This is a genomic window from Pseudomonadota bacterium, from assembly GCA_039028155.1.
Taxonomy (GTDB): domain Bacteria; phylum Pseudomonadota; class Alphaproteobacteria; order SP197; family SP197; genus JANQGO01.
The window spans coordinates 1-18,448 of the sequence record JBCCIS010000004.1 but is presented as its reverse complement, the minus strand read 5'-3'; the positions used below and the strand labels follow the sequence as shown (position 1 = coordinate 18,448).

Below are 18,448 nucleotides of genomic sequence, written 5' to 3'. Positions count from 1 at the left end.
GGAGCGCCGGATGGTCCCTCAAGCACGCGGAGTGAGATATCATGGCGAAAGTGGTTTGCGTTCTCTACGACGATCCCGAAGACGGCTATCCAACCAGCTATGCGCGCGACTCCGTGCCGGAAATCATGAGTTATCCGGATGGGCAGACCGCGCCAACACCCAGCGCCATAGACTTCACGCCCGGCGAGCTGCTGGGCAGCGTCAGCGGCGAGCTCGGCCTGCGCAACTATCTGGAATCGAACGGCCACACCATGGTCGTCACGACTAGCAAGGACGGCGCTGACTCGGTGCTCGACAAAGAGATCGTCGATGCCGACATCGTCATATCGCAGCCGTTCTGGCCCGCCTATCTGACTGCAGAACGGATCGCCAAGGCGCCCAATCTGAAGCTCGCCATCACGGCCGGGATCGGGTCGGACCATGTCGACCTGGATGCCGCGATCAAGAATGACGTCACTGTCGCCGAGGTGACGTTCTCCAACTCGATCAGCGTCTCCGAACACGTCGTGATGCAGATCCTAAGCCTGGTCCGAAACTACATCCCGTCCTACCAGTGGGTCACCAAGGGCGGCTGGAACATCGCCGATTGCGTTGCGCGGTCCTATGACCTGGAAGGCATGCATGTCGGCACCGTGGCCGCCGGGCGCATCGGTCTGGCCGTGCTGCGGCGCCTGAAGCCGTTCGACGTCCACCTGCATTACGTCGACCGGCATCGGCTGCCCAAGGAGGTCGAGCAGGAGTTGAACCTGACCTGGCATGACACAGTCGAGGACATGGTCAAGCTGTGCGACGTCGTCACCATCAACTGCCCGCTGCATCCCGAGACCGAGCATCTGTTCGATGCCGACATGCTGTCGAAGATGAAGCGCGGCAGCTATATCGTGAACACCGCGCGCGGCAAGATCTGCGACCGCCAGGCCATCGTCGATGCCTTGGAGAGTGGCCAGATCGCGGGCTATGCCGGCGATGTCTGGTTCCCGCAGCCGGCGGAGCGCGGCCATCCCTGGCGCACCATGCCCCACCACGGCATGACCCCGCATATCTCCGGCACGTCGCTCTCGGCGCAGGCGCGCTATGCCTCGGGCGTGCGTGAGATCCTGGAGTGCTGGTTCGAAGGTCGGCCGATCCGCGACGAGTATCTGATCGTCGACGGTGGCAAGCTGGCGGGCGTCGGCGCGAAGTCCTATAGCGAGGGCAACGCGACCGGCGGCTCCGAGGCGGCGGTCGAGTACTCCGCCGCGTGACCTAGATTGGGTTCTGGCTGGCGGGGCACCGCGGCGCGCGCCGCCAGCCACGAACCAAATGAGCTTTCGAGGGGGGACCAGGCCGGTGGGCGGCCGGTCTTTCGGCGCGCGATCAGGCCGACGCTTTCGTCTCGTCGTTCAACGTCGCCAGTTCCTCCGGCTCGAACAGCCGCGAGCGCGTCAGGAAGCGCTTTTCCCGGCCATTGTCCAAGGAGAACATGCCGCCGCGTCCCGGCACAACGTCGAGAATGAGCTGGGTGTGCTTCCACGCCTCGAACTGGCTGGCGGAGATGAAGACGGGCACGCCGTCGATCTCGCCCAGCTTGACGTCGCGTTCGCCGACCTTGAAGTCACTGGTCGGATAGCACATCGGGCTTGATCCGTCGCAGCAGCCGCCGGATTGGTGAAACAGGATGTCGGGATGGTCCTCGCGGATCTCCGCGATGAGTTCCAGGGCCGCCGGCGTCGCCCGGACCCGGGCCGTATCCATGGTTGCTTCGGTCATGACTTGTGGTTCCCGTTCAGCATGGCGCTGTTGGATCGATCTTCCGTCCTCAAGACATACCCCGGCGCGGCCTTGACGACCACGCCGGGGCTTTGGGCGATGCCGAGAAGCGCGGTTTAGAAGAAACCGAGCTTCTGGGGCGCGTAGCTGACCAGCATGTTCTTGGTGTGCTGGTAGTGCGACAGCATCATCGAGTGGTTCTCGCGTCCGACACCCGACTGCTTGTAACCGCCGAACGCCGCGTGGGCGGGGTAGGCGTGATAGCAGTTGGTCCACACGCGACCGGCCTTGATGGCGCGGCCGAAGCGGTAGCAGGTGTTGGCGTCGCGGCTCCACACGCCCGCACCCAGGCCATAGAGCGTGTCGTTGGCGATATGCAGCGCGTCGGCGTCATCCTTGAAGGTGGTGACGGAGACGACAGGGCCGAAGATCTCCTCCTGAAAGACCCGCATCTTGTTATGGCCTTTCATGACTGTCGGCTCGATGTAGTAGCCATCGGAGAGTTCGCCGCCGGGATCGGCCGCCTGGCCACCGACCAGGAACTCAGCACCTTCCTGTCGGCCAATATCGAAGTAGGACAGGATCTTTTCCTGCTGCTCCGAGGAGGCCTGGGCGCCGACCATGGTCTGGGGATCCAGGGGATTGCCCAGTTTGATTGCATCGACGCGCTTCATGGCGCGCGCCATGAAGGCGTCATAGATGTTCTCGTGGATCAGGGCGCGCGACGGGCAGGTGCAGACTTCGCCCTGGTTCAGCGCGAACATGACGAAACCCTCGATCGCCTTATCCAGGAAATCGTCGTCCTCGCGCATGACGTCTTCGAAGAAGATGTTCGGCGACTTGCCGCCCAGCTCCAGCGTCACCGGAATCAGGTTTTCCGACGCGTACTGCATGATCATGCGCCCGGTCGTGGTCTCACCGGTAAAGGCGATCTTGGCGATCCGCGGGCTCGACGCCAACGGCTTGCCGGCCTCAAGGCCGAAGCCGTTGACGATGTTGACCACGCCCTCGGGGAGCAGGTCGCTTATCAGCTCCGCGAACACCATGATGGTGGCCGGCGTCTGCTCGGCCGGTTTGATGACGACGCAATTGCCCGCGGCGAGCGCCGGCGCAAGCTTCCAGACCGCCATCAAAAGCGGGAAGTTCCACGGAATAATCTGGCCGACAACGCCCAGCGGTTCGTCGAAGTGGTAGGCGACGGTGTCTTCGTCGATTTCGCTGATGGTGCCTTCCTGGGTGCGGATGCAGGCGGCGAAGTAACGGAAGTGATCGACCGCCAGCGGTAGATCGGCCGCCATGGATTCGCGGATCGGCTTGCCGTTGTCCCAGGTCTCGCAGGTCGCCAAGAGCTCCAGGTTGTCCTCGATCCGGTCGGCGATGCGATTCAGGATCAACGCACGCTCGGCCGGTGAGGTGCGGCCCCAGGCATCGGCGGCGGCATGGGCGGCATCGAGCGCCACCTCGATATCCTTGTCGTCGGAGCGCGCGATCTTGCACAGGACTTTGCCGTTTACCGGCGATGTGTTGTCGAAATAGCGTCCGTTCACCGGCGCGACGAACTTGCCGCCGATGAAGTTGTCGTAGCTTTCCTTGAACGGTGACGCACTCAACTGGGTGGTAAGCGGAATCGTGTCTGGCATCCCATGCCCTCCTGGTTGTCATCTCGATTGCTGAGACGTTTGGGGCAGGGTGGCTTCCGGCAAGGTCGCGGCAAAGCCGGGCGGACAACGATATGCGTGGACTTGTCTCGCGGCTGAGACAGAACCGCAGCTTTTTTGATCGCGGGTGCCGCGGTGATTGCTTAGGACCTGGTCACACCCAGGCGATCGGCACGGCGGTAAAGGGTGGCGCGGCTGATGCCGAGCATCCGGGCGGCGGCCGACATGTTGCCGTTGGACCGGGCAATCGCGCGCCTCAACTCGCGCCGTTCCGCGCTATCCAGGCCGACACCGCGGCGCTGCGCATCGCCGAGGATCTCGTCGGTCGGACGCGGCGAGTCCAGGGCGATGTCCTTCAGGCCGTAAGCCTTTCGGGCGCCGCGCGTAGCGCCCACCACGAGATCATCGGCATCGACAGCAAGCAGGACGGCGCCGTTCTGCCCGTCGCCCACGCCGCGCAAGATACGTTGCTGGGAAAAGACGCTCTGGAAGTGATCGGCCTCGATCTGCCGGGCTGCCTCGGCGACCATCTGTGCGATAATGGTGGCCAAGGCGTGGTTCATATCGGCGCGGCACGATGACACGTCGAGGATGGCGGCAAGGCGTCCGCATTCGTCGAACACCGGCGCACCCATGCAGCTCATGATCGTGTTGCGGTCGCGAAAGTGTTGGTCCCGGAACACGGTCACCGCACGCTCCTCGGCGATCGATGTGCCGATCCCATTGGTGCCTTCGCACGCTTCCGACCAGACGGCTCCGCTGCAAAGGCCAGCGGATTCGAAAGTCTGGCCGTCACCGGCCGGCGTTCGCTGCTCCAAGACGACGCCGTTGGCGTCGCTCAGCAACACACCGCATCCGGCCAAGCCGAGGCAGGCGTGAAGTCGGTTCATTACCGGTGTCGACACGCCCAGCATGGCGCCGAACGCGTCTCGGCTTCGATCAAGCGCCGGTGTGTCAAGCCGGGCGGTTTCCTGGGATGCGTCGGGCGTCAGGCCGTAGTGTTTCAGGGAGCGTGCCCATGAGGCAGCCAGCAAACATCGACCCGACGCTGAACGCGAAAGGGCGATACCTCGAACATGCTCCGCGTGGGCACCCATCTCCCGATATTCCAGGTCCGTTGCTGCTGCAAATGCGAATGATTATCATTGTTAATCCCTAATCGCGCGCGCATCAATAGCTCGCCGCAAGTGCCCGTAAACAGCCGATGAAGCCGGCTGCCGCGCCATGTTCGCCGGCAGCGCTATGCTCCCTTTGCGGTTCGATTCGGTTTTCGATGGCCGGATTGGCGATCTGAGCGGCGGACCGCCACTCGGCGGCAGGGACCGCGCAGCGGCGGTCAGACCTGGCCCTCAGCGATGGTGCTGACCCTCGCCGTAGAACATCTTCTCCCAGGCCTTGTGGGCCTTGTAGCCCTCCTGGATGAACGGTGTGAAGAATGACAGTTTCAGGACCGCTTTGTTTAACAGGCTGGCGGGGAACCGTGTCGGCTTGACGAAGTCGACGAACAGGACGACCCGCACCTCGTCGGAGTGGTTCCAGGCCTCATGCTCATAGGCGTCATCGAAGATCAGAGCCTCGCCTTCCTTCCAGTGGCAGATCTGATCATCGACCCGGATGCCGATCTTTTCGGGTTCGTCGGGCACGATCAGTCCCAGATGGAAGCGCAGCACCCCGTTATAGGGACCGCGATGGGCCGGCAGATGTTTGCCGGGCTCGAATATCGAGAACATGGCGGACTGCAGACCGGGGATCTTTTGAAGGATGCGCCATGTCTCCGGACACTGTTGGGCCGCCGCCTCGGAATGGATGCCATAACCACACAACAAGAAGGTCTTCCAGTTGTTGTCGGAGGAAATAGAACGCACCGCCGAGGCGACTTCGTGGAAGGCCGGCAGCTCGCCCTTGCGCACCAGCACCTGGTTCAGCTCCGACTGGATCAGGTCCCACTCGGCTTCTATCTCCTCTGCCCAGGGGAATGTCCGCTTGTCATAGACCGGCGGGTTGCCGACGGTTGAGTACCGGAGATTGAGATGCTCGGCCGCGCCCACCAACCGCTGCACGGTCCGGGCCATAAAGCTGGGGCTGGACATCGTATCCTCGATGCCCTCGGTTTTTAGCTTCTGCTGGCTAATCTGCTGTGTCACCTGATCCCTCGCCGACACTGCCCGTTTGCCTGTGAGTCATCCGGCCGACTCCGACCGTGTTTATGACATATCATTTTACCTTGTGGAATCGCCACCGAAGTCAACCCGGCACCGGCTTTCTGCGGTACGTCGGCGGTCGGACGACCCCGTTTCGCAGCCGATGACATGCCAATGGATGCCGTGGGTTCCGCGAAAACCAGGTCACCACGGCGTTGGCAAGGGCGACAGCGATCCAAGCCCAGGTTTCACCGGGAATCTAAGAATGAGTTTCATTGTCAACTAGTTGATTTTATTGAACTTTTTCTTGATTTCTTGGTTTCCGCCACTTACGTTCACGACCGACAAACTTGCCATGAGACAAGTCGAACGAATTCCCAGAGGTGTAGGAGGCCAGTCGGTCCATGAAAGGCAATAAGAAGGTACTCGATGTGCTCAATCGCCTGTTGACCCACGAAATGAGCGCGGCGGATCAGTACTTCATTCACTCCCGCATGTTTCATGATTGGGGGCTGGATGCTCTCTATGAGCGAATGAAACATGAGCAGGAGGAGGAACTCGAGCATGCCTCGCGGCTGGTCGAACGTATCCTCATGCTAGAAGGAATGCCCGATGTCGCCTCGCGCGCGCCGCTCAAAATCGGCGATGATGTCGTGTCGATGCTCAAGAGCGACCTGGAGTACGAAATTATGGTCCAGGGCGAGCTAAAGTCGGCCATCGCCATCTGCGAATCCCAGAGCGACTTTGTCAGCCGCCAGATCCTGTTGGAACTCCTCAAGGACACCGAAGAAGATCACGCCTACTGGCTTGAGATCCAACTTGGACTGATCGAGAAGATCGGGCTGAAGAATTACACCCAGTCGCAAGCCGGCTGACGCGACGATCGCGCGCGCAATACCGCGCGCTTACTCATCGGCATAGGCAATCTGCTCGGCGGCGGCACCTGGATGCGTGACCGCGCCCAGATGGGCCGGACCGACTTCTTGGGCGTACTTCCAGATCGCGCCGCTCGGTGCTGGTGGAGACTTTGCGGTCCACGAGCGGCGGCGGCGCTCCAACTCGGTCTCGCCCACCTCCAGGTGGAGAACGCCAGCTTTGGCGTCGATCGTGATGATGTCGCCGTCTTCGACCAAGGCGATCGGTCCGCCGACGGCTGCTTCGGGACCGACATGGCCAATGCAAAAGCCTCTGGTCGCGCCTGAGAAACGGCCGTCGGTGATCAGCGCGACCGTCTCGCCGGCGCCCTGCCCGTAAAGCGCGGCTGTCGTCGCCAGCATTTCGCGCATGCCGGGGCCGCCCCTTGGGCCCTCATAGCGGATCACCAGGACGTCGCCGATCTCGTAACGGCGTTGTCTCACCGCTTCGAAACAATCCTCTTCGCGGTCGAAGACGCGCGCTGGGCCGCGGTGGCTGGTGTTCTTCAAGCCGGCCACCTTCACGATGGCACCGTCGGGCGCCAGGTTGCCTTTCAGGCCGACCACCCCGCCTGTTGGCGTGATCGGATCAGCGGCCGGGCGGACCACATCCTGGCCGTCTGGGAAAACCACGCCTTCCAGAGTCTCCGCGATGGTGTGCCCGGTCACGGTCAGGCAGTCACCGTCCAGATAGCCGGCGTCTAACAGCGTGCGCATCACCACGGGCACGCCGCCGATGTCGAACAGATCCCTCGCCACATAGCGGCCGCCGGGCTTCAGGTCGGCGATATAGGGCGTGCGCCTGAAAATGCGGCAGACGTCGTCAAGATCGAACGCGATGCCGGCCTCGTGCGCCATCGCCGGCAGATGCAGGCCGGCATTGGTCGAGCCGCCGGTGGCGGCGACCACCGTCGCGGCGTTCTCGAAAGCGGCGCGGGTGCAAATGTCGCGTGGGCGCAAACCGTCGTGAATCATGTCCATGACAACCTGGCCAGCCCGCTGCGCAAAGGCTTCGCGGCTGTCAAAAGCGGCCGGCGGGCCAGACGAACCGCCGACCGCTAGGCCGATGGCCTCCGCGACGCAGGCCATGGTGTTGGCGGTGAATTGGCCGCCGCACGCGCCCGCGTTAGGGCACGCAACGTGAGTCAGGCGCGCCAGCCGGTCGTCGTCCAGTGTGCCGGCGTCGTAGCGGCCGACTGCCTCGAACACGTCGACGATCGTGACGTCACGGTCCTCGAACCGGCCGGGGAGGATAGAACCACCGTAAAGAAAGACGGACGGCACGTTGAGGCGCAGCATCGCCATCATCATGCCGGGCAGCGTCTTGTCGCAGCCGGCCAGGCCCACCAGTGCGTCGTAACAGTGGCCGCGCATGGCGAGCTCGACGCTGTCGGCGATGCTGTCGCGACTGGGCAACGAGGCGCGCATGCCGGGCGTGCCCATGGCGATGCCATCGGTTACCGACGCTGCCGTGAACTCGCGCGGCGTGCCGCCGCCCAGCAGGACGCCTTTCTTGACGACCTGGGCTTGGGCGACCAGGCGGATGTTGCAAGGCGCGGCGTCGTTCCACGTTGTCGCCACGGCAACGATCGGCTTGGCAAGATCCTCGTCGGTCAGGCCGATCGCGTGCAGATAGGCGCGGTTGGGTGCGCGGTGCGGTCCTTCGGTAACGTGCCGGCTGGGCAGCGATGACTTTGGAAATGCGTTACTGGTCACGTCGGGCAGCCTCAACAGTTCATGGGGTACGGCGGTTCGCCGCCGCAACTTGACGCCTGCATAACGATCGCCAGACAGACGGTCCAATCCCGATGGAAAGACCAATCAATACGATTAGCATATTAATAGGGTTAATATTGATCCGTCTTTGAGTTTACTCTGCGGTCCTTCAACGATCGCGGCCACCGAGATGACATAGCAGGCACAAGAACAATGCGACCCCTGGACAGCAGACGCCTGAGGTTCTTTGTGGCCGTCGCCGAGACCCTGCATTTCGGTCAGGCCGCTGAACGCCTGGGCATGACCCAGCCGCCACTAACGGCGCAGATCAAGCGCCTTGAGGAGGAGTTGGAGACGCAGCTCTTCGTTCGCACCAGCCGGCGCGTGACGTTGACGCCGGCCGGCGCGGTTCTGCTCGATGAGGCCAAACGTATTCTCTCCGATCTCGAGCGCGCCGCTGAGATCACGCGCCTGACCGGCATGGGGCAGGCCGGGCGGCTGCGAATCGGCTTTGTCAGCACCGCCGACTACAGTCTGCTGCCGGTGCTGCTGCGCCGGTTTCGTGAGACCTATCCGCGCATCGAGTTGATCCTCCTGGAAATGACCACCGATACGCAGATCGAGGCGTTCGCTCGTGGCGAACTCGACATCGGCCTTCTGGTGCCGACATCGCCTCTGGGAAATCTCAAAAGCGCCTCGCTGCTCAACGAGGATCTTGTTCTCGCCATCCCGGAATCGCACCCGTTGGCCGAGGAAGCCGACGCGATCGATGTCGCGCGTTTGGAAGCGTTGCCGTTCGTCTTCTTCAAGCGCGAGAGCGCGCCGGGCTATTTTGATCTGGTCATGGCATTCGCGCGTGCCTCAGGCTTAAGGCTGCGTATCGTCCAGACGGCCGTGCAGATGCAGACCATCATCAGCTTGGTCTCGGCCGGTCTTGGCCTGGCGATCGTACCGGCCTGCATGCGCAACCTGCGGCGCACGGGCGTCGTCTATCGTGCAATTACGCCGACGCCGCCGCCTTTCCAGACCGCGATCGCTTGGCGCGACGACACGCTGCCCGCCGTCGGGCAATTCGTCGACATGGCAAAGGCTACGGCTGTTGCCTGGAAGGGCTGACAGCGCCGGTGTCAGGTCCATGGTCTGTCCTCGCGGCGCGCGTGGCATCGATTGCCATCGCGTATCGATCGTCTGTGCGATCGAGATTGGACAGCGACGTCGCGAACCGTTGAGGTGTCGAATCACGGTGTCGATGCCGCCGGCGTAACGGGGGCAAGGTCGTCTGGTGATGACATTCCCCTGGTCCGCTGCCGTCTGCGATACCATCTTGTTAATAACGGACGCGGATGGGCGTCCGTCGAACGGGGCCGCGACCAACAAGCCTGGAAAGGGATGCCGCATGCAGCTCCATCGCGTGACAGAAACACTGGATGTGAACGACGCCGACCTATCGAAATCGCGTTTCAACGACGCCAACCTCTCAAGCACGAACTTCAACCAGATCAACTTCTCCGGCGCCCGCTTCAACGACAGCAACATGTCGGGCTGGCAGGTCAACGACGTCAATCTGTCGGGCGCAGTGATCCAGAATGCCAATCTCTCCGGCGCCGCGATAAAGGACTGCCACCTTGACGGCATGACCATCGATGGCATCAACGTCGCCGAACTGCTGTCGGCCTATCGCGCGCAGTCCGGCGCCTAGAGGGGCCTTGCTTTGATGAAATCGCTACCGGATGGTCTCACCGCCTACAAACGGACGTCGACCTTCACCGAAGCGACGGTACCTGCGGGTCTGCTGCGCGATCACAAGACGGCCGCTGGCGTCTGGGGAGTCGTTCATGTGACGTCCGGACGCTTGCGCTACGTCATCCCGTCCCGCCACGAGGAGGTCGTGCTGAGCACCGACCTCGACGGTATCGTCGAGCCGGAGGTGCCCCATCACATCGCGCCGGAAGGACCGGTCAGTTTCTATGTGGAGTTCTGGCGCTAGACCAGTTCCGCCCCGCCGACCGCGTCGTGTCCAGCGCCCACGGTTCGTCCAACTAAGATGTATCCGGCAGCGTGTTCAGACGATCGGGCGGGGTTTGAGGGACATCTGCGCGAACCCGGACTTGTAGGGGCTCGGGCCAATCCGCTTGAGCGCGCCGCGCCCGAGCTTGTAGCGGTAGTTGCCGCTGACCGGATCCGGGACGGCGTGACAGACGGCGTTCGCCATCGCCTGGGGGCTCGCAAACGTCGACTTGGCGACGCCCGGGCGCATCTCGTCCGACACGATGGCGACGGCCTGGAACCGCGCCTCGGTCACCCGGATATGGCCGCGCTCCAGAAGACTGGTGAAACTGAGATCGTCGGGCTCCACCCCGATCGGTGAACCCTCCTGCACGTAGACCGCATCGTTGACGACGTCGACGAAATCGCCGGACTCGATGCCCTCCGGTGCCGCGTCGTCGGGGTGGATGAAGATCGGCGGGTGGGGCCAGCGGTCTCGCAGCAGGGGTTTGCGCACGTCGTCGAAGCCGGACTGCCACTGCTCGTTGACCCGGCCATTGGTGACCCAGATCTCGCCCTTCTCGGGACGCGGCTTGATGGCCTCGTAAAAGTCGGTCCAGCCGTTGTTGTTCCACGGCGTCTTCAACAGGTTGGCCTTGCCGGTGTGGGTGCCGAAGCCATAGAGCCACTTCTGGTCAAAGGTCGCGCCCTCTACTTCGCCCCAGTCGTTATCGGGATCGTGCAGACGCTTGGTGCCGACGAGCTCGCCGTCGCGCAGGCGCACGGGCGTCTGGATACCGGTGGTGCCGTAATCGCGCAGCTTGTCGTGGCCGCGCCGACCCTCGGCACGGGCGGCTTCGGCGAGCACGTGATAGCTCAAGACGCCGCCGCGCGAGAACCGCGACGCCTCCTCGAAGATAGCGTTGCTGTCGGGCCAATCGAAGCCGGCGAAACCCATCTTCTGCGCGAACTGACCGATCGCCCACCAGTCGGGCTTGGCCTCGCCCGGCGCATCGTTGAACTTGGAATAAAGCCTCAACCGCCGCTCGGCGTTGCAGCGGGTGGTGTCATCCTCGCCCCAGCATGAGGCCGGCAGAACGATATCGGCGTAATCCGTGTTGAGCGGGTCGACGGGATAAATGTCGCTGTTGACCAGCACCATGCCGCCGCTTTCGGCACGCGCCTTGTATGTCTCGATCAGGTGGTCGCGATCCAGGTTTTCGGGCTGGTGCGGATTGCCGGCGGTCAGCTCCTCGACACGGCTGGCCAGATGATGGCTCGCCAACATGGCCGGAAACCAGGTGCTGCCGATGACCCACATGAAGCGCACGTGGCCGTCCATCACCCAGCGGTCGACGTTCAGCGCCTTCTTGCGCCGGCCCGGGTGTTTTTCGGGGCTCAGCCAGCCCTTGCCGCCGCCCGGCGACATGCCGCCGCGCTGGTGGCCGCCGCCGCGGCTGATGACGCGACCCTTGCGGTTGCCGGCGCCGCAGATCAGGCCGAGCGCGGCCAGGGACGCGGTGTTCATATAGTTGTTGGACCAGTAGTTGCCTTTCTCCAGCATGAAGCTGGTCTTGGGCCGCGATCCGTCGTCGCGCGGCTTGGCGAGCAGCTCGGCGGTCCTGACGATCAGGTCGGCCTCGATCCCGGTGATCTCGGCGGCGGCATTGAGCTCGGCCGCTGGTTCGCCGGCGATGAAGTCCTGATAGTCCTCCCAGTCCGATTGCCAGCGCCCCCAGGTGGTGCGCCATTGCCAGCGGGTGTTGCGCGTGCCGCGGCCGTAACCGCTTTCGATCTCGAAGCGGGAGTTCACCCAGTTGTCGAGGAAGTCCTGATCCTGCCAGCCGTTGTCGATGACGATCTTGGCCAGCGCCAGGTGCAGCACCGTGTCGGTGCCGGGAATAATCGGCAGCCACAGGCCACCGTTCTGGAGACCCCATTCGACGCCCATGGTGCGGTGTGGGGTGACGAAGATCATTCTCTTGTCCGGGTTTTCGCCCCACATCATCCATTCGGTGAACAGCACCGTCTTGGTTTCGTATGGGTCGACGCCGGACATGAAGGCGACGTCGCAGGCGCCCCAATCCTCGAAGCTGGCCGAGAAGGAATTGACGCCGGCATCGTCCAGGCCGGCGGCGTCTTCGGCGTTCTGCGGCTTGTCGTGGGGCGCATAGACGGGCGTGGCGACCGCGCGGTCGACCAGCTTGCGGATCGCGTAGGTGTTCTCGAAGAACTCGTAGGAATAGGTCTTCATGCCCCAGGCGTGTTCGCCGTGCTGGCGCAGGACATGCCGGGAGACCTGGGCCATCACGTCGATTGCCAGATCCCAGCTGACCGGCTGGAGCTCGCTGTTGACCCGGATCGTCGGCTGCTGCAGCCGGTCGCCGGTCGGGCTGTCGGGATGGAAGATCTTCTGCGCCAGGGTGCCGCCGCGGATCGAATGGTTGCCGCCGGGGTTGACGACCTCGGCGTCTTGATCGGGCAGCACGACGAAGTGATGGGGCCGGCCCTGATGAAACCCGATCTTGTGCTGGCTGGGCGACACCCACGGCACGCCGAACGTCGGGAAGTCGACATTGAAGACGTTGTTGGCGGCTTCCGGCCCGCCCTCCTGGCCGACCGGCCAGCGGTAGATCTTGTAGCCGCAGGCGACAATGCAGTAGCTGCATGCCGTCGTCAGGACCTCGGCATGGGCCGGCGGCAGGGGCACATGGTCGGCAAGCTGGCGCATGGCTCAGGCCTCCGTCGGGTTGCGGCTGTAGCCGTAGAACAAGCCCATGACGCCGGTCGCGACAATCTTGTCGCCGTCCAGTTCCAGCACGATTTGCGGCAGGCTCGCGGTGGCGTGGCCGGAGATCACCATGCCGTGGCGCGAGAGATCGAACGTCGTCAGGTGCAGCGGGCAGGGGCCGAGCGCGGCGTGCGCGGGTTTGTAGGTGGTGGCGTCCATGTAGCCGCCCATGTGCGGACAGATCGTGTTGAACGCGACGATGTTGCGGTCCGCGCCGATGCCGCCGCCGGCTTCCTCGCCCAACCTGACCAGCAGGTTCTCGTTGTCGTCGGTCGGATAGGTGAAGCTCAGCGCCTCGCCGGGCACCAGATCGGACAGCCGCGCGATGACCTTGCGCGGGTAGTCGGACTTGACGAGTTCCTGGGCGCTGGCGCCGTGACCAAGGAAGGCCAGCACGGCGACCGCGCTGCCACCCAGGATCAATGCCTCGCGGCGGCTCACGCAGGGTCCTTGCGATGTCATGGTGCGAACGCCTCCCAACCTTCGGTCTCCGGCACGTCGGGCTCGGGCAGGACCAGCGGTTCGTCCATGGAAAGCGCCTCCAAGAACACGACGAGATCAGCTTTGTCCTCGGCCGCCAGACCCAGCGGCACCAAGTCCGCCGTCTGGCCATCACCGCCACCGGCGTCATAAAAGTCGACGACCTCCGCCAGCGTGGAAAACGCGCCGTTATGCATGTAGGGCCCGGTCCACAGCAGTTCGCGCAGCGAGGGTGTGCGGAATTTGCCGATGTCCTCGGGCCGCTTCGTACGGTGGTAAAGCCCCAGATCATCCTCGGCGGCGTGATAGACCTCCTCGGGCACGCCCTTTTGGTAGATCTCCCAGCGCAAGGTGATCTGGTAAAGCGGGTGGCTGGAGAACTCCGCTGGCGTCGGCACGCCCGTGTTGTAGAAACCCTGGTCGGAGGCCAGCGCGCCGTTGTGGCAGGAAATGCAGCCGGCCTTGCCATGAAAGAGGTCCATGCCGCGCAGGGCGCTCTCGCTCATCGCGCTTTCGTCGCCGGCCAGATAGCGGTCGTAGGGCACTTTCGTGGCGTCGGTCACGATGGTGCGCGAGAACGCGGCGACCGCCATCCAGGCCTGCCCAATATGGGGCCAGTCGGTACCGAAGACGTCGCGGAACGCGCTGACGTATTCCGGCACGAAACGCAGGCGCATCTCCATCATCGACCCGTCGCCGTTGCCGGCGACGGCGCCGCTGGCGGCATCCTTGGCCTGGGTCTCCAAAGAGCTCGCCGAGCCCTCCCAGAAGAACTTGTTGTAATAGGCTGAATTGATGACGGTCTGGCTGTTGCGCCAGTGTGTCGTGCCGGGATAGCCGATCGAGATGGGCGTGCCGCCGCCCCATCCAAGTTCTGGGATGTGGCAGCCGGCGCAGGGCATGAAGCCGTTGCCGGAGAGCCGGCCGTCCCAGAACAGCTTCTCGCCGAGCGCAACCTTTGCCGGCGTCGACGGATTGTCCGCCGGTTCCGGCGGCGGCGGCAGCGTCTCGATTGGCGGATAGTTCTCGGCGACGGCAAGGCCAGTCGCCGCCAGCGCGAGAACCAGGACGATCGCGAGGACTTTCATCGCCACCCCCTAGTCCTGCGCCACGGGAATGATGTCGTAGCGCGGTAGTTCCGGTGCCGTTATAGCCGGCGCGTCGCCAGTCAGGCTTTCCAGAAAGGCGACCAGGTCAGCCTTCTCCGCATCCGAGAGCCCCAGTGGCGCAAGGCCGGCGCGCTGATCGGCACCGCCGCCCGTGTCATAGAAGTCGACCACGGCATCCAGTGTGTCGAACACGCCTGCGTGCATGTAAGGCGCGGTCTGGCCGACATCCCATAGCGAGGGCGTTGCGAAGGCGTGGCGGTCGTCTTCCACCTTCGACACCGCAAAACCGCCGGCGTCGCGCCTGAGGTTCATGTAGCCCGGCGTCCCCAGGATCGCGAAGTGCCGCAGCATCGTGATCTGACGCAACGGCTCAGACTGCAGCTCCGGATGATCCGGCGCGCCGGTGACATGCCATTGTCCGTCGGAGAGAAGCGGACCGGTATGACATGCGATACAGCCGGCCTTGCCAGCAAAAAGATCCATGCCTCTGAGTGCGGCGGCGGACAGCGACGCGTCATCCCCACGCAGGTAGAGATCGAACGGCGCGTTCTCGGTTCGGATGGTCTTCAGGAACTCGCCGATGGCGCCATAGATGCGCCCGCCATAGGGAGCGTCGCCATAGGCCTCATCGAACATGGCGACATAGGCCGGCGTTTGCTTCAGCCGTTCCTGGGCCAGCCGGCTATCCATGTTCATGGTATGGGACTCGGTCATCATGTCGCGCGTCGCGGTCGCCAGGTCGTCGCCGTCCAGCCGGCCGTCCCACATCAAGGCCGTCTTCCATGCCACGTTGAACAGCGACGGCGCGTTCCGGAAGTGACGCGTGCCGGTGTAACCCTCGGACATCGCCAAGCCGTCACCCCACCCTTGCGCGGGATCGTGACAACTGGCGCAGGACTTGCCGACATCGCCGGACAGGCGCGGATCGAAGAACAGGTAGCTGCCAAGTTCCGCCTTCGCCTGGTCGACTTCCAGGGCCTCGGGCAGCGGCGCAAAACCCTCATCCGCCGCTGTCGCCAGCACCACGGACATGCCAGTAAGGGTCGCTATGACCAAGAGCAGGCTCAGGCGCATCCAGGTCTCCCGAGACAGGAACGAGTCAAGCCTAGGTCGACGCCCCAAGCCCTGCGTTGAGGCAGATCAAACAGAGCAATGATTGGTCTTAGTCGGCGGCACGCGCAGCGTCGAACAGGGACTGCATCTCTTTCTTGGCGTCTGGCGTCAGCCTGGTCTCGTCAATGCGCGCCTCGGCCGGTTCCAGGTCGGGTTCGCCCACCAGGATCAACATGACCATGCCGTACTGGCCGTGACGTGCACAGGTGATGCCGTAGACACCCGCTTGATCGAGCGTGACCTGCACCTCTGGCTGATGGCTGATGTGCACTTCTTCGGCATCCTCCGGCCAGATCTCAGGGATGCTGTGCACGGTGTGGTCGGCCATCGAGTTACGAAACGTCACACTGTCGCCCGGCTTGATGCGGACCAGCTGGGGCTCGAACCGGAACATCTCATGCGCCGAAAGCGCCATGACATCGGTGGTCTGTTCGACCACCACGTCGACGACGGTGTCTGCTCTTGCCGGGGCCAAGACAGACACCGCTAAAAGAACAGCCAATGTAAGGGTGATGCGCATGCCGTCCTCGATGCTGTCATCGCGATCTTCACGTTCATCCAAGACGGTAGCGCCGGTACTTCCGCCGCATCATGATCCAGATCAATCGTGACCCCGCCTCAAGTATCAAACGATGATGTGCGCAAGCTTGTGGCGCCCCGGCAATAGGTGGCAACGAAGACCGTGGAATCAGTCCGGCGTTGATTGGTGCAGCCATCGGACCGGGGAAGGCTATCGCCAGACTGGTCGATGTCGAACCGCAACCGGTGACTAGAGGGCCGCCCGAGAGGTGTTCACCAGATAAGCGTGAACGCGTTGGTGCGGACCACCGCGCGTGCGCCCACGAGACCGAAGGTCACCGGGACAGCGTTGGGGGTCGTGGACCTGCGGCACGGCGATTTCTTGGCGCATTGCGACCACGCGATCTCTTCGCGCGTCGACGAGCGACAAGTCGTCCCTGACCGGCCAGCTCAAATCGGCTACGAAAAGTCTAGTCAAGAATGCGAATGAGTTGCAATATCACTCGAGTCTTGCTGGCGGTGATCGAGAGCCGTTGGCGGGACATCGTATGGCCAGACACTCGCTCGCCCCCGATGTGTTGACGGCCAAGATCAGTCTTCGTGCTGGCAGGTCAGCCAGGCCGTCACGGCCGCACCAAACAAGGGGCAACGTCCTCTGTCATGGGACGTCACTTGAGGAGGATCTATGTACGATTTCAGAAAGTTCTACGTGAACGGCGCGTGGGTCGATCCAGTCGGTGGTGCCGGGGCGCTTGACGTGATCAACCCGGCAACCGAAGAGAGCGTCGGTCAGATATCGCTCGGCAGCGACAAAGACGTGGACCAGGCCGTCGCCGCGGCGAGGGCTGCCTTTGAGACATTCTCGCAGTCCACGTTGGAGGAGCGAACCGGCTTGCTGGAGCGCATTGTCGATATCTACAAGCGCCGGTTTGACGACGTGGCAAAGGCGATCACGGCAGAGATGGGTGCGCCTCACAGCGTGTCGCAGGAAGCCCAAACTCCTTCGGGCGTCGGGCACTTTGAGCAGACATTGGCGACGCTTCGGTCCTATGCGTTCGAGGAGGCGGTCAATAATGCGACCGTTGTCTATAAGGAACCGATCGGCGTGTGCGGCTTCATCACGCCGTGGAACTGGCCGATCAATCAGATTGCCGCCAAGTTGGGTCCCGCGCTCGCGGTCGGATGCACGGTCGTCCACAAACCGTCGGAGATCGCGCCGTTGTCGTCCCACATTCTGGCGGAGATTCTCGAGGAAGCAGGCGTCCCCAAGGGCGTCTACAATCTCATCGATGGTGACGGCCCGACCGTCGGCGCCTATATGGCATCCCATCCCGATATCGACATGATCTCGTTCACTGGATCCACGCGTGCGGGCGTCGACGTCGCTCGCAATGCCGCGCCATCGGTCAAACGCGTAACACAGGAACTCGGTGGCAAGTCGCCCAACATCATCCTGGATGATGCGGACTTCCCGGCGGCCGTGAACGAAGGCGCGCTGGCCTGTTTCTATAACACCGGTCAATCCTGCAACGCGCCGACCCGCATGCTGGTGCCGCAAGATAAAATGGACGAGGCGATGAAAGTCGCGGGCGATGCTGCCGCGACACAGGTGGTGGGCGACCCCACGGCCGAGAGCACAAACCTTGGTCCCATCGCGTACGACACGCAGTACGGCAAGGTGATGAAGCTGATCCAAGAAGGCATCGACGAAGGCGCTACCTTGGTATGCGGCGGGCCCGACCGGCCAGCGCATCTCAACCGGGGTTACTTCGTCTCGCCGACGGTGTTCGGCAATGTCACCAATGACATGACCATCGCGCGCGAGGAAGTCTTCGGACCCGTGTTGGCTATCATCGGCTACAAAGACGAAGACGATGCCATTCGCATCGCGAACGACACACCATACGGTCTGTCAAGCTATGTCTCATCGGGCAACGCGGAGCGTGCCGGTCGGGTCGCGCGTCGTCTGCGCACCGGCATGGTGCACATTAACGGCGCACCGGAGGACCTTGCAGCACCTTTCGGTGGCTACAAACAATCGGGTAACGGCCGCGAGTTCGGCTCGTTCGGCTTCGACGACTTTGTCGAGATCAAGGCCGTTATGGGCGACGAAGCCGCCTAGGACGGCAGATGATCGGGTCGTGGGGGGGCCGCGGGCCCCGCGGGGGGGCCCCCGCCCGCCGAGCGGGCGGGGGGGAAACGTGAGGGGGCGCCCCAGCGGGAGGGGCCGGAACGAGAGGGGGCGGCGGGCGGGGGGGGGGCGGGGGGGGGG

16 protein-coding genes are annotated in these 18,448 nt (G+C 63.4%); 6 read left to right on the top strand and 10 right to left on the bottom strand.

The genetic code is table 11. The features are described 5' to 3' along the window. The first annotated feature begins 41 nt into the window (after positions 1 to 41). A complete protein-coding gene (locus AAF563_03120; protein MEM7120241.1) occupies positions 42 to 1,244 on the top strand; it encodes an NAD-dependent formate dehydrogenase in 1,203 nt (400 codons plus the stop codon). Positions 1,245 to 1,356: 112 nt separating this feature from the next. On the opposite strand, the gene AAF563_03115 is transcribed toward AAF563_03120, so the two are convergent. From AAF563_03115 to AAF563_03100, 4 genes are all read right to left on the bottom strand, one after another. Beyond that, complete coding sequence (locus AAF563_03115; GenBank protein ID MEM7120240.1) at positions 1,357 to 1,749, bottom strand: DUF779 domain-containing protein; 393 nt, start codon at positions 1,747 to 1,749, stop codon at positions 1,357 to 1,359. A gap of 116 nt (positions 1,750 to 1,865) precedes the next feature. Then, entirely contained in the window at positions 1,866 to 3,389 is a 1,524-nt protein-coding gene (adh, locus tag AAF563_03110; GenBank protein MEM7120239.1) for an aldehyde dehydrogenase, read from the bottom strand. Positions 3,390 to 3,550: 161 nt separating this feature from the next. After that, on the bottom strand, positions 3,551 to 4,441 hold the full coding sequence (locus tag AAF563_03105) for a GAF domain-containing protein (GenBank protein ID MEM7120238.1): 891 nt from the start codon (positions 4,439 to 4,441) through the stop codon (positions 3,551 to 3,553). A 315-nt stretch (positions 4,442 to 4,756) separates the two neighbouring features. Continuing rightward, a complete protein-coding gene (locus tag AAF563_03100; protein MEM7120237.1) occupies positions 4,757 to 5,497 on the bottom strand; it encodes an aspartyl/asparaginyl beta-hydroxylase domain-containing protein in 741 nt (246 codons plus the stop codon). A 455-nt stretch (positions 5,498 to 5,952) separates the two neighbouring features. On the opposite strand from AAF563_03100, the gene bfr reads away from it, so the two are divergent. Continuing rightward, positions 5,953 to 6,423: a bacterioferritin gene (gene bfr / locus AAF563_03095; GenBank protein MEM7120236.1), complete on the top strand. Its 471-nt coding sequence runs from the start codon at positions 5,953 to 5,955 to the stop codon at positions 6,421 to 6,423. Between the two features lie 30 nt (positions 6,424 to 6,453). On the opposite strand, the gene ilvD is transcribed toward bfr, so the two are convergent. Further along, positions 6,454 to 8,178, bottom strand: coding sequence for a dihydroxy-acid dehydratase (ilvD, locus tag AAF563_03090; GenBank protein ID MEM7120235.1), 1,725 nt, complete (start codon positions 8,176 to 8,178; stop codon positions 6,454 to 6,456). Between the two features lie 213 nt (positions 8,179 to 8,391). Between ilvD and AAF563_03085 the strand changes: the two genes are divergently transcribed. From AAF563_03085 to AAF563_03075, 3 genes are all read left to right on the top strand, one after another. Continuing rightward, positions 8,392 to 9,294, top strand: a complete 903-nt coding sequence (locus AAF563_03085) for a LysR family transcriptional regulator (GenBank protein MEM7120234.1) — start codon at positions 8,392 to 8,394, stop codon at positions 9,292 to 9,294. A 280-nt stretch (positions 9,295 to 9,574) separates the two neighbouring features. Then, a complete protein-coding gene (locus AAF563_03080) occupies positions 9,575 to 9,877 on the top strand; it encodes a pentapeptide repeat-containing protein (protein MEM7120233.1) in 303 nt (100 codons plus the stop codon). 15 nt (positions 9,878 to 9,892) lie between these two features. Next, positions 9,893 to 10,165: a DUF1971 domain-containing protein gene (locus AAF563_03075; GenBank protein ID MEM7120232.1), complete on the top strand. Its 273-nt coding sequence runs from the start codon at positions 9,893 to 9,895 to the stop codon at positions 10,163 to 10,165. Between the two features lie 75 nt (positions 10,166 to 10,240). On the opposite strand, the gene AAF563_03070 is transcribed toward AAF563_03075, so the two are convergent. The 5 genes from AAF563_03070 to AAF563_03050 form a co-directional block, all read right to left on the bottom strand. Beyond that, positions 10,241 to 12,895 (bottom strand): arsenate reductase (azurin) large subunit, encoded by a 2,655-nt coding sequence (locus AAF563_03070; protein ID MEM7120231.1) that lies wholly within the window; start codon positions 12,893 to 12,895, stop codon positions 10,241 to 10,243. 3 nt (positions 12,896 to 12,898) lie between these two features. Further along, positions 12,899 to 13,417: a Rieske 2Fe-2S domain-containing protein gene (locus AAF563_03065; GenBank protein ID MEM7120230.1), complete on the bottom strand. Its 519-nt coding sequence runs from the start codon at positions 13,415 to 13,417 to the stop codon at positions 12,899 to 12,901. Continuing rightward, the gene (locus AAF563_03060) at positions 13,414 to 14,523 is read right to left on the bottom strand and encodes a cytochrome c peroxidase (protein MEM7120229.1); all 1,110 of its coding nucleotides are present in this window, start codon (positions 14,521 to 14,523) and stop codon (positions 13,414 to 13,416) included. The genes AAF563_03065 and AAF563_03060 overlap by 4 nt, the downstream gene beginning before the upstream one ends. 9 nt (positions 14,524 to 14,532) lie before the next feature. Continuing rightward, positions 14,533 to 15,618, bottom strand: a complete 1,086-nt coding sequence (locus AAF563_03055) for a cytochrome c peroxidase (protein MEM7120228.1) — start codon at positions 15,616 to 15,618, stop codon at positions 14,533 to 14,535. Positions 15,619 to 15,706: 88 nt separating this feature from the next. Beyond that, on the bottom strand, positions 15,707 to 16,219 hold the full coding sequence (locus tag AAF563_03050; protein MEM7120227.1) for a plastocyanin/azurin family copper-binding protein: 513 nt from the start codon (positions 16,217 to 16,219) through the stop codon (positions 15,707 to 15,709). 642 nt (positions 16,220 to 16,861) lie between these two features. On the opposite strand from AAF563_03050, the gene AAF563_03045 reads away from it, so the two are divergent. Further along, positions 16,862 to 18,298, top strand: a complete 1,437-nt coding sequence (locus tag AAF563_03045; protein ID MEM7120226.1) for an aldehyde dehydrogenase family protein — start codon at positions 16,862 to 16,864, stop codon at positions 18,296 to 18,298. Positions 18,299 to 18,448 lie beyond the last annotated feature (150 nt).

Excerpts from the sequence above, each read along its gene's own strand:
- AAF563_03120 (MEM7120241.1), top strand. The coding sequence starts at position 42 with ATGGCGAAAGTGGTTTGCGTTCTCTACGACGATCCCGAAGACGGCTAT.
- AAF563_03115 (MEM7120240.1), bottom strand. The coding sequence starts at position 1,749 with ATGACCGAAGCAACCATGGATACGGCCCGGGTCCGGGCGACGCCGGCG.
- adh (MEM7120239.1), bottom strand. The coding sequence starts at position 3,389 with ATGCCAGACACGATTCCGCTTACCACCCAGTTGAGTGCGTCACCGTTC.
- AAF563_03100 (MEM7120237.1), bottom strand. The coding sequence starts at position 5,497 with ATGTCCAGCCCCAGCTTTATGGCCCGGACCGTGCAGCGGTTGGTGGGC.
- bfr (MEM7120236.1), top strand. The coding sequence starts at position 5,953 with ATGAAAGGCAATAAGAAGGTACTCGATGTGCTCAATCGCCTGTTGACC.
- AAF563_03085 (MEM7120234.1), top strand. The coding sequence starts at position 8,392 with ATGCGACCCCTGGACAGCAGACGCCTGAGGTTCTTTGTGGCCGTCGCC.
- AAF563_03080 (MEM7120233.1), top strand. The coding sequence starts at position 9,575 with ATGCAGCTCCATCGCGTGACAGAAACACTGGATGTGAACGACGCCGAC.
- AAF563_03075 (MEM7120232.1), top strand. The coding sequence starts at position 9,893 with ATGAAATCGCTACCGGATGGTCTCACCGCCTACAAACGGACGTCGACC.
- AAF563_03070 (MEM7120231.1), bottom strand. The coding sequence starts at position 12,895 with ATGCGCCAGCTTGCCGACCATGTGCCCCTGCCGCCGGCCCATGCCGAG.
- AAF563_03065 (MEM7120230.1), bottom strand. The coding sequence starts at position 13,417 with ATGACATCGCAAGGACCCTGCGTGAGCCGCCGCGAGGCATTGATCCTG.
- AAF563_03060 (MEM7120229.1), bottom strand. The coding sequence starts at position 14,523 with ATGAAAGTCCTCGCGATCGTCCTGGTTCTCGCGCTGGCGGCGACTGGC.
- AAF563_03055 (MEM7120228.1), bottom strand. The coding sequence starts at position 15,618 with ATGCGCCTGAGCCTGCTCTTGGTCATAGCGACCCTTACTGGCATGTCC.
- AAF563_03045 (MEM7120226.1), top strand. The coding sequence starts at position 16,862 with ATGTACGATTTCAGAAAGTTCTACGTGAACGGCGCGTGGGTCGATCCA.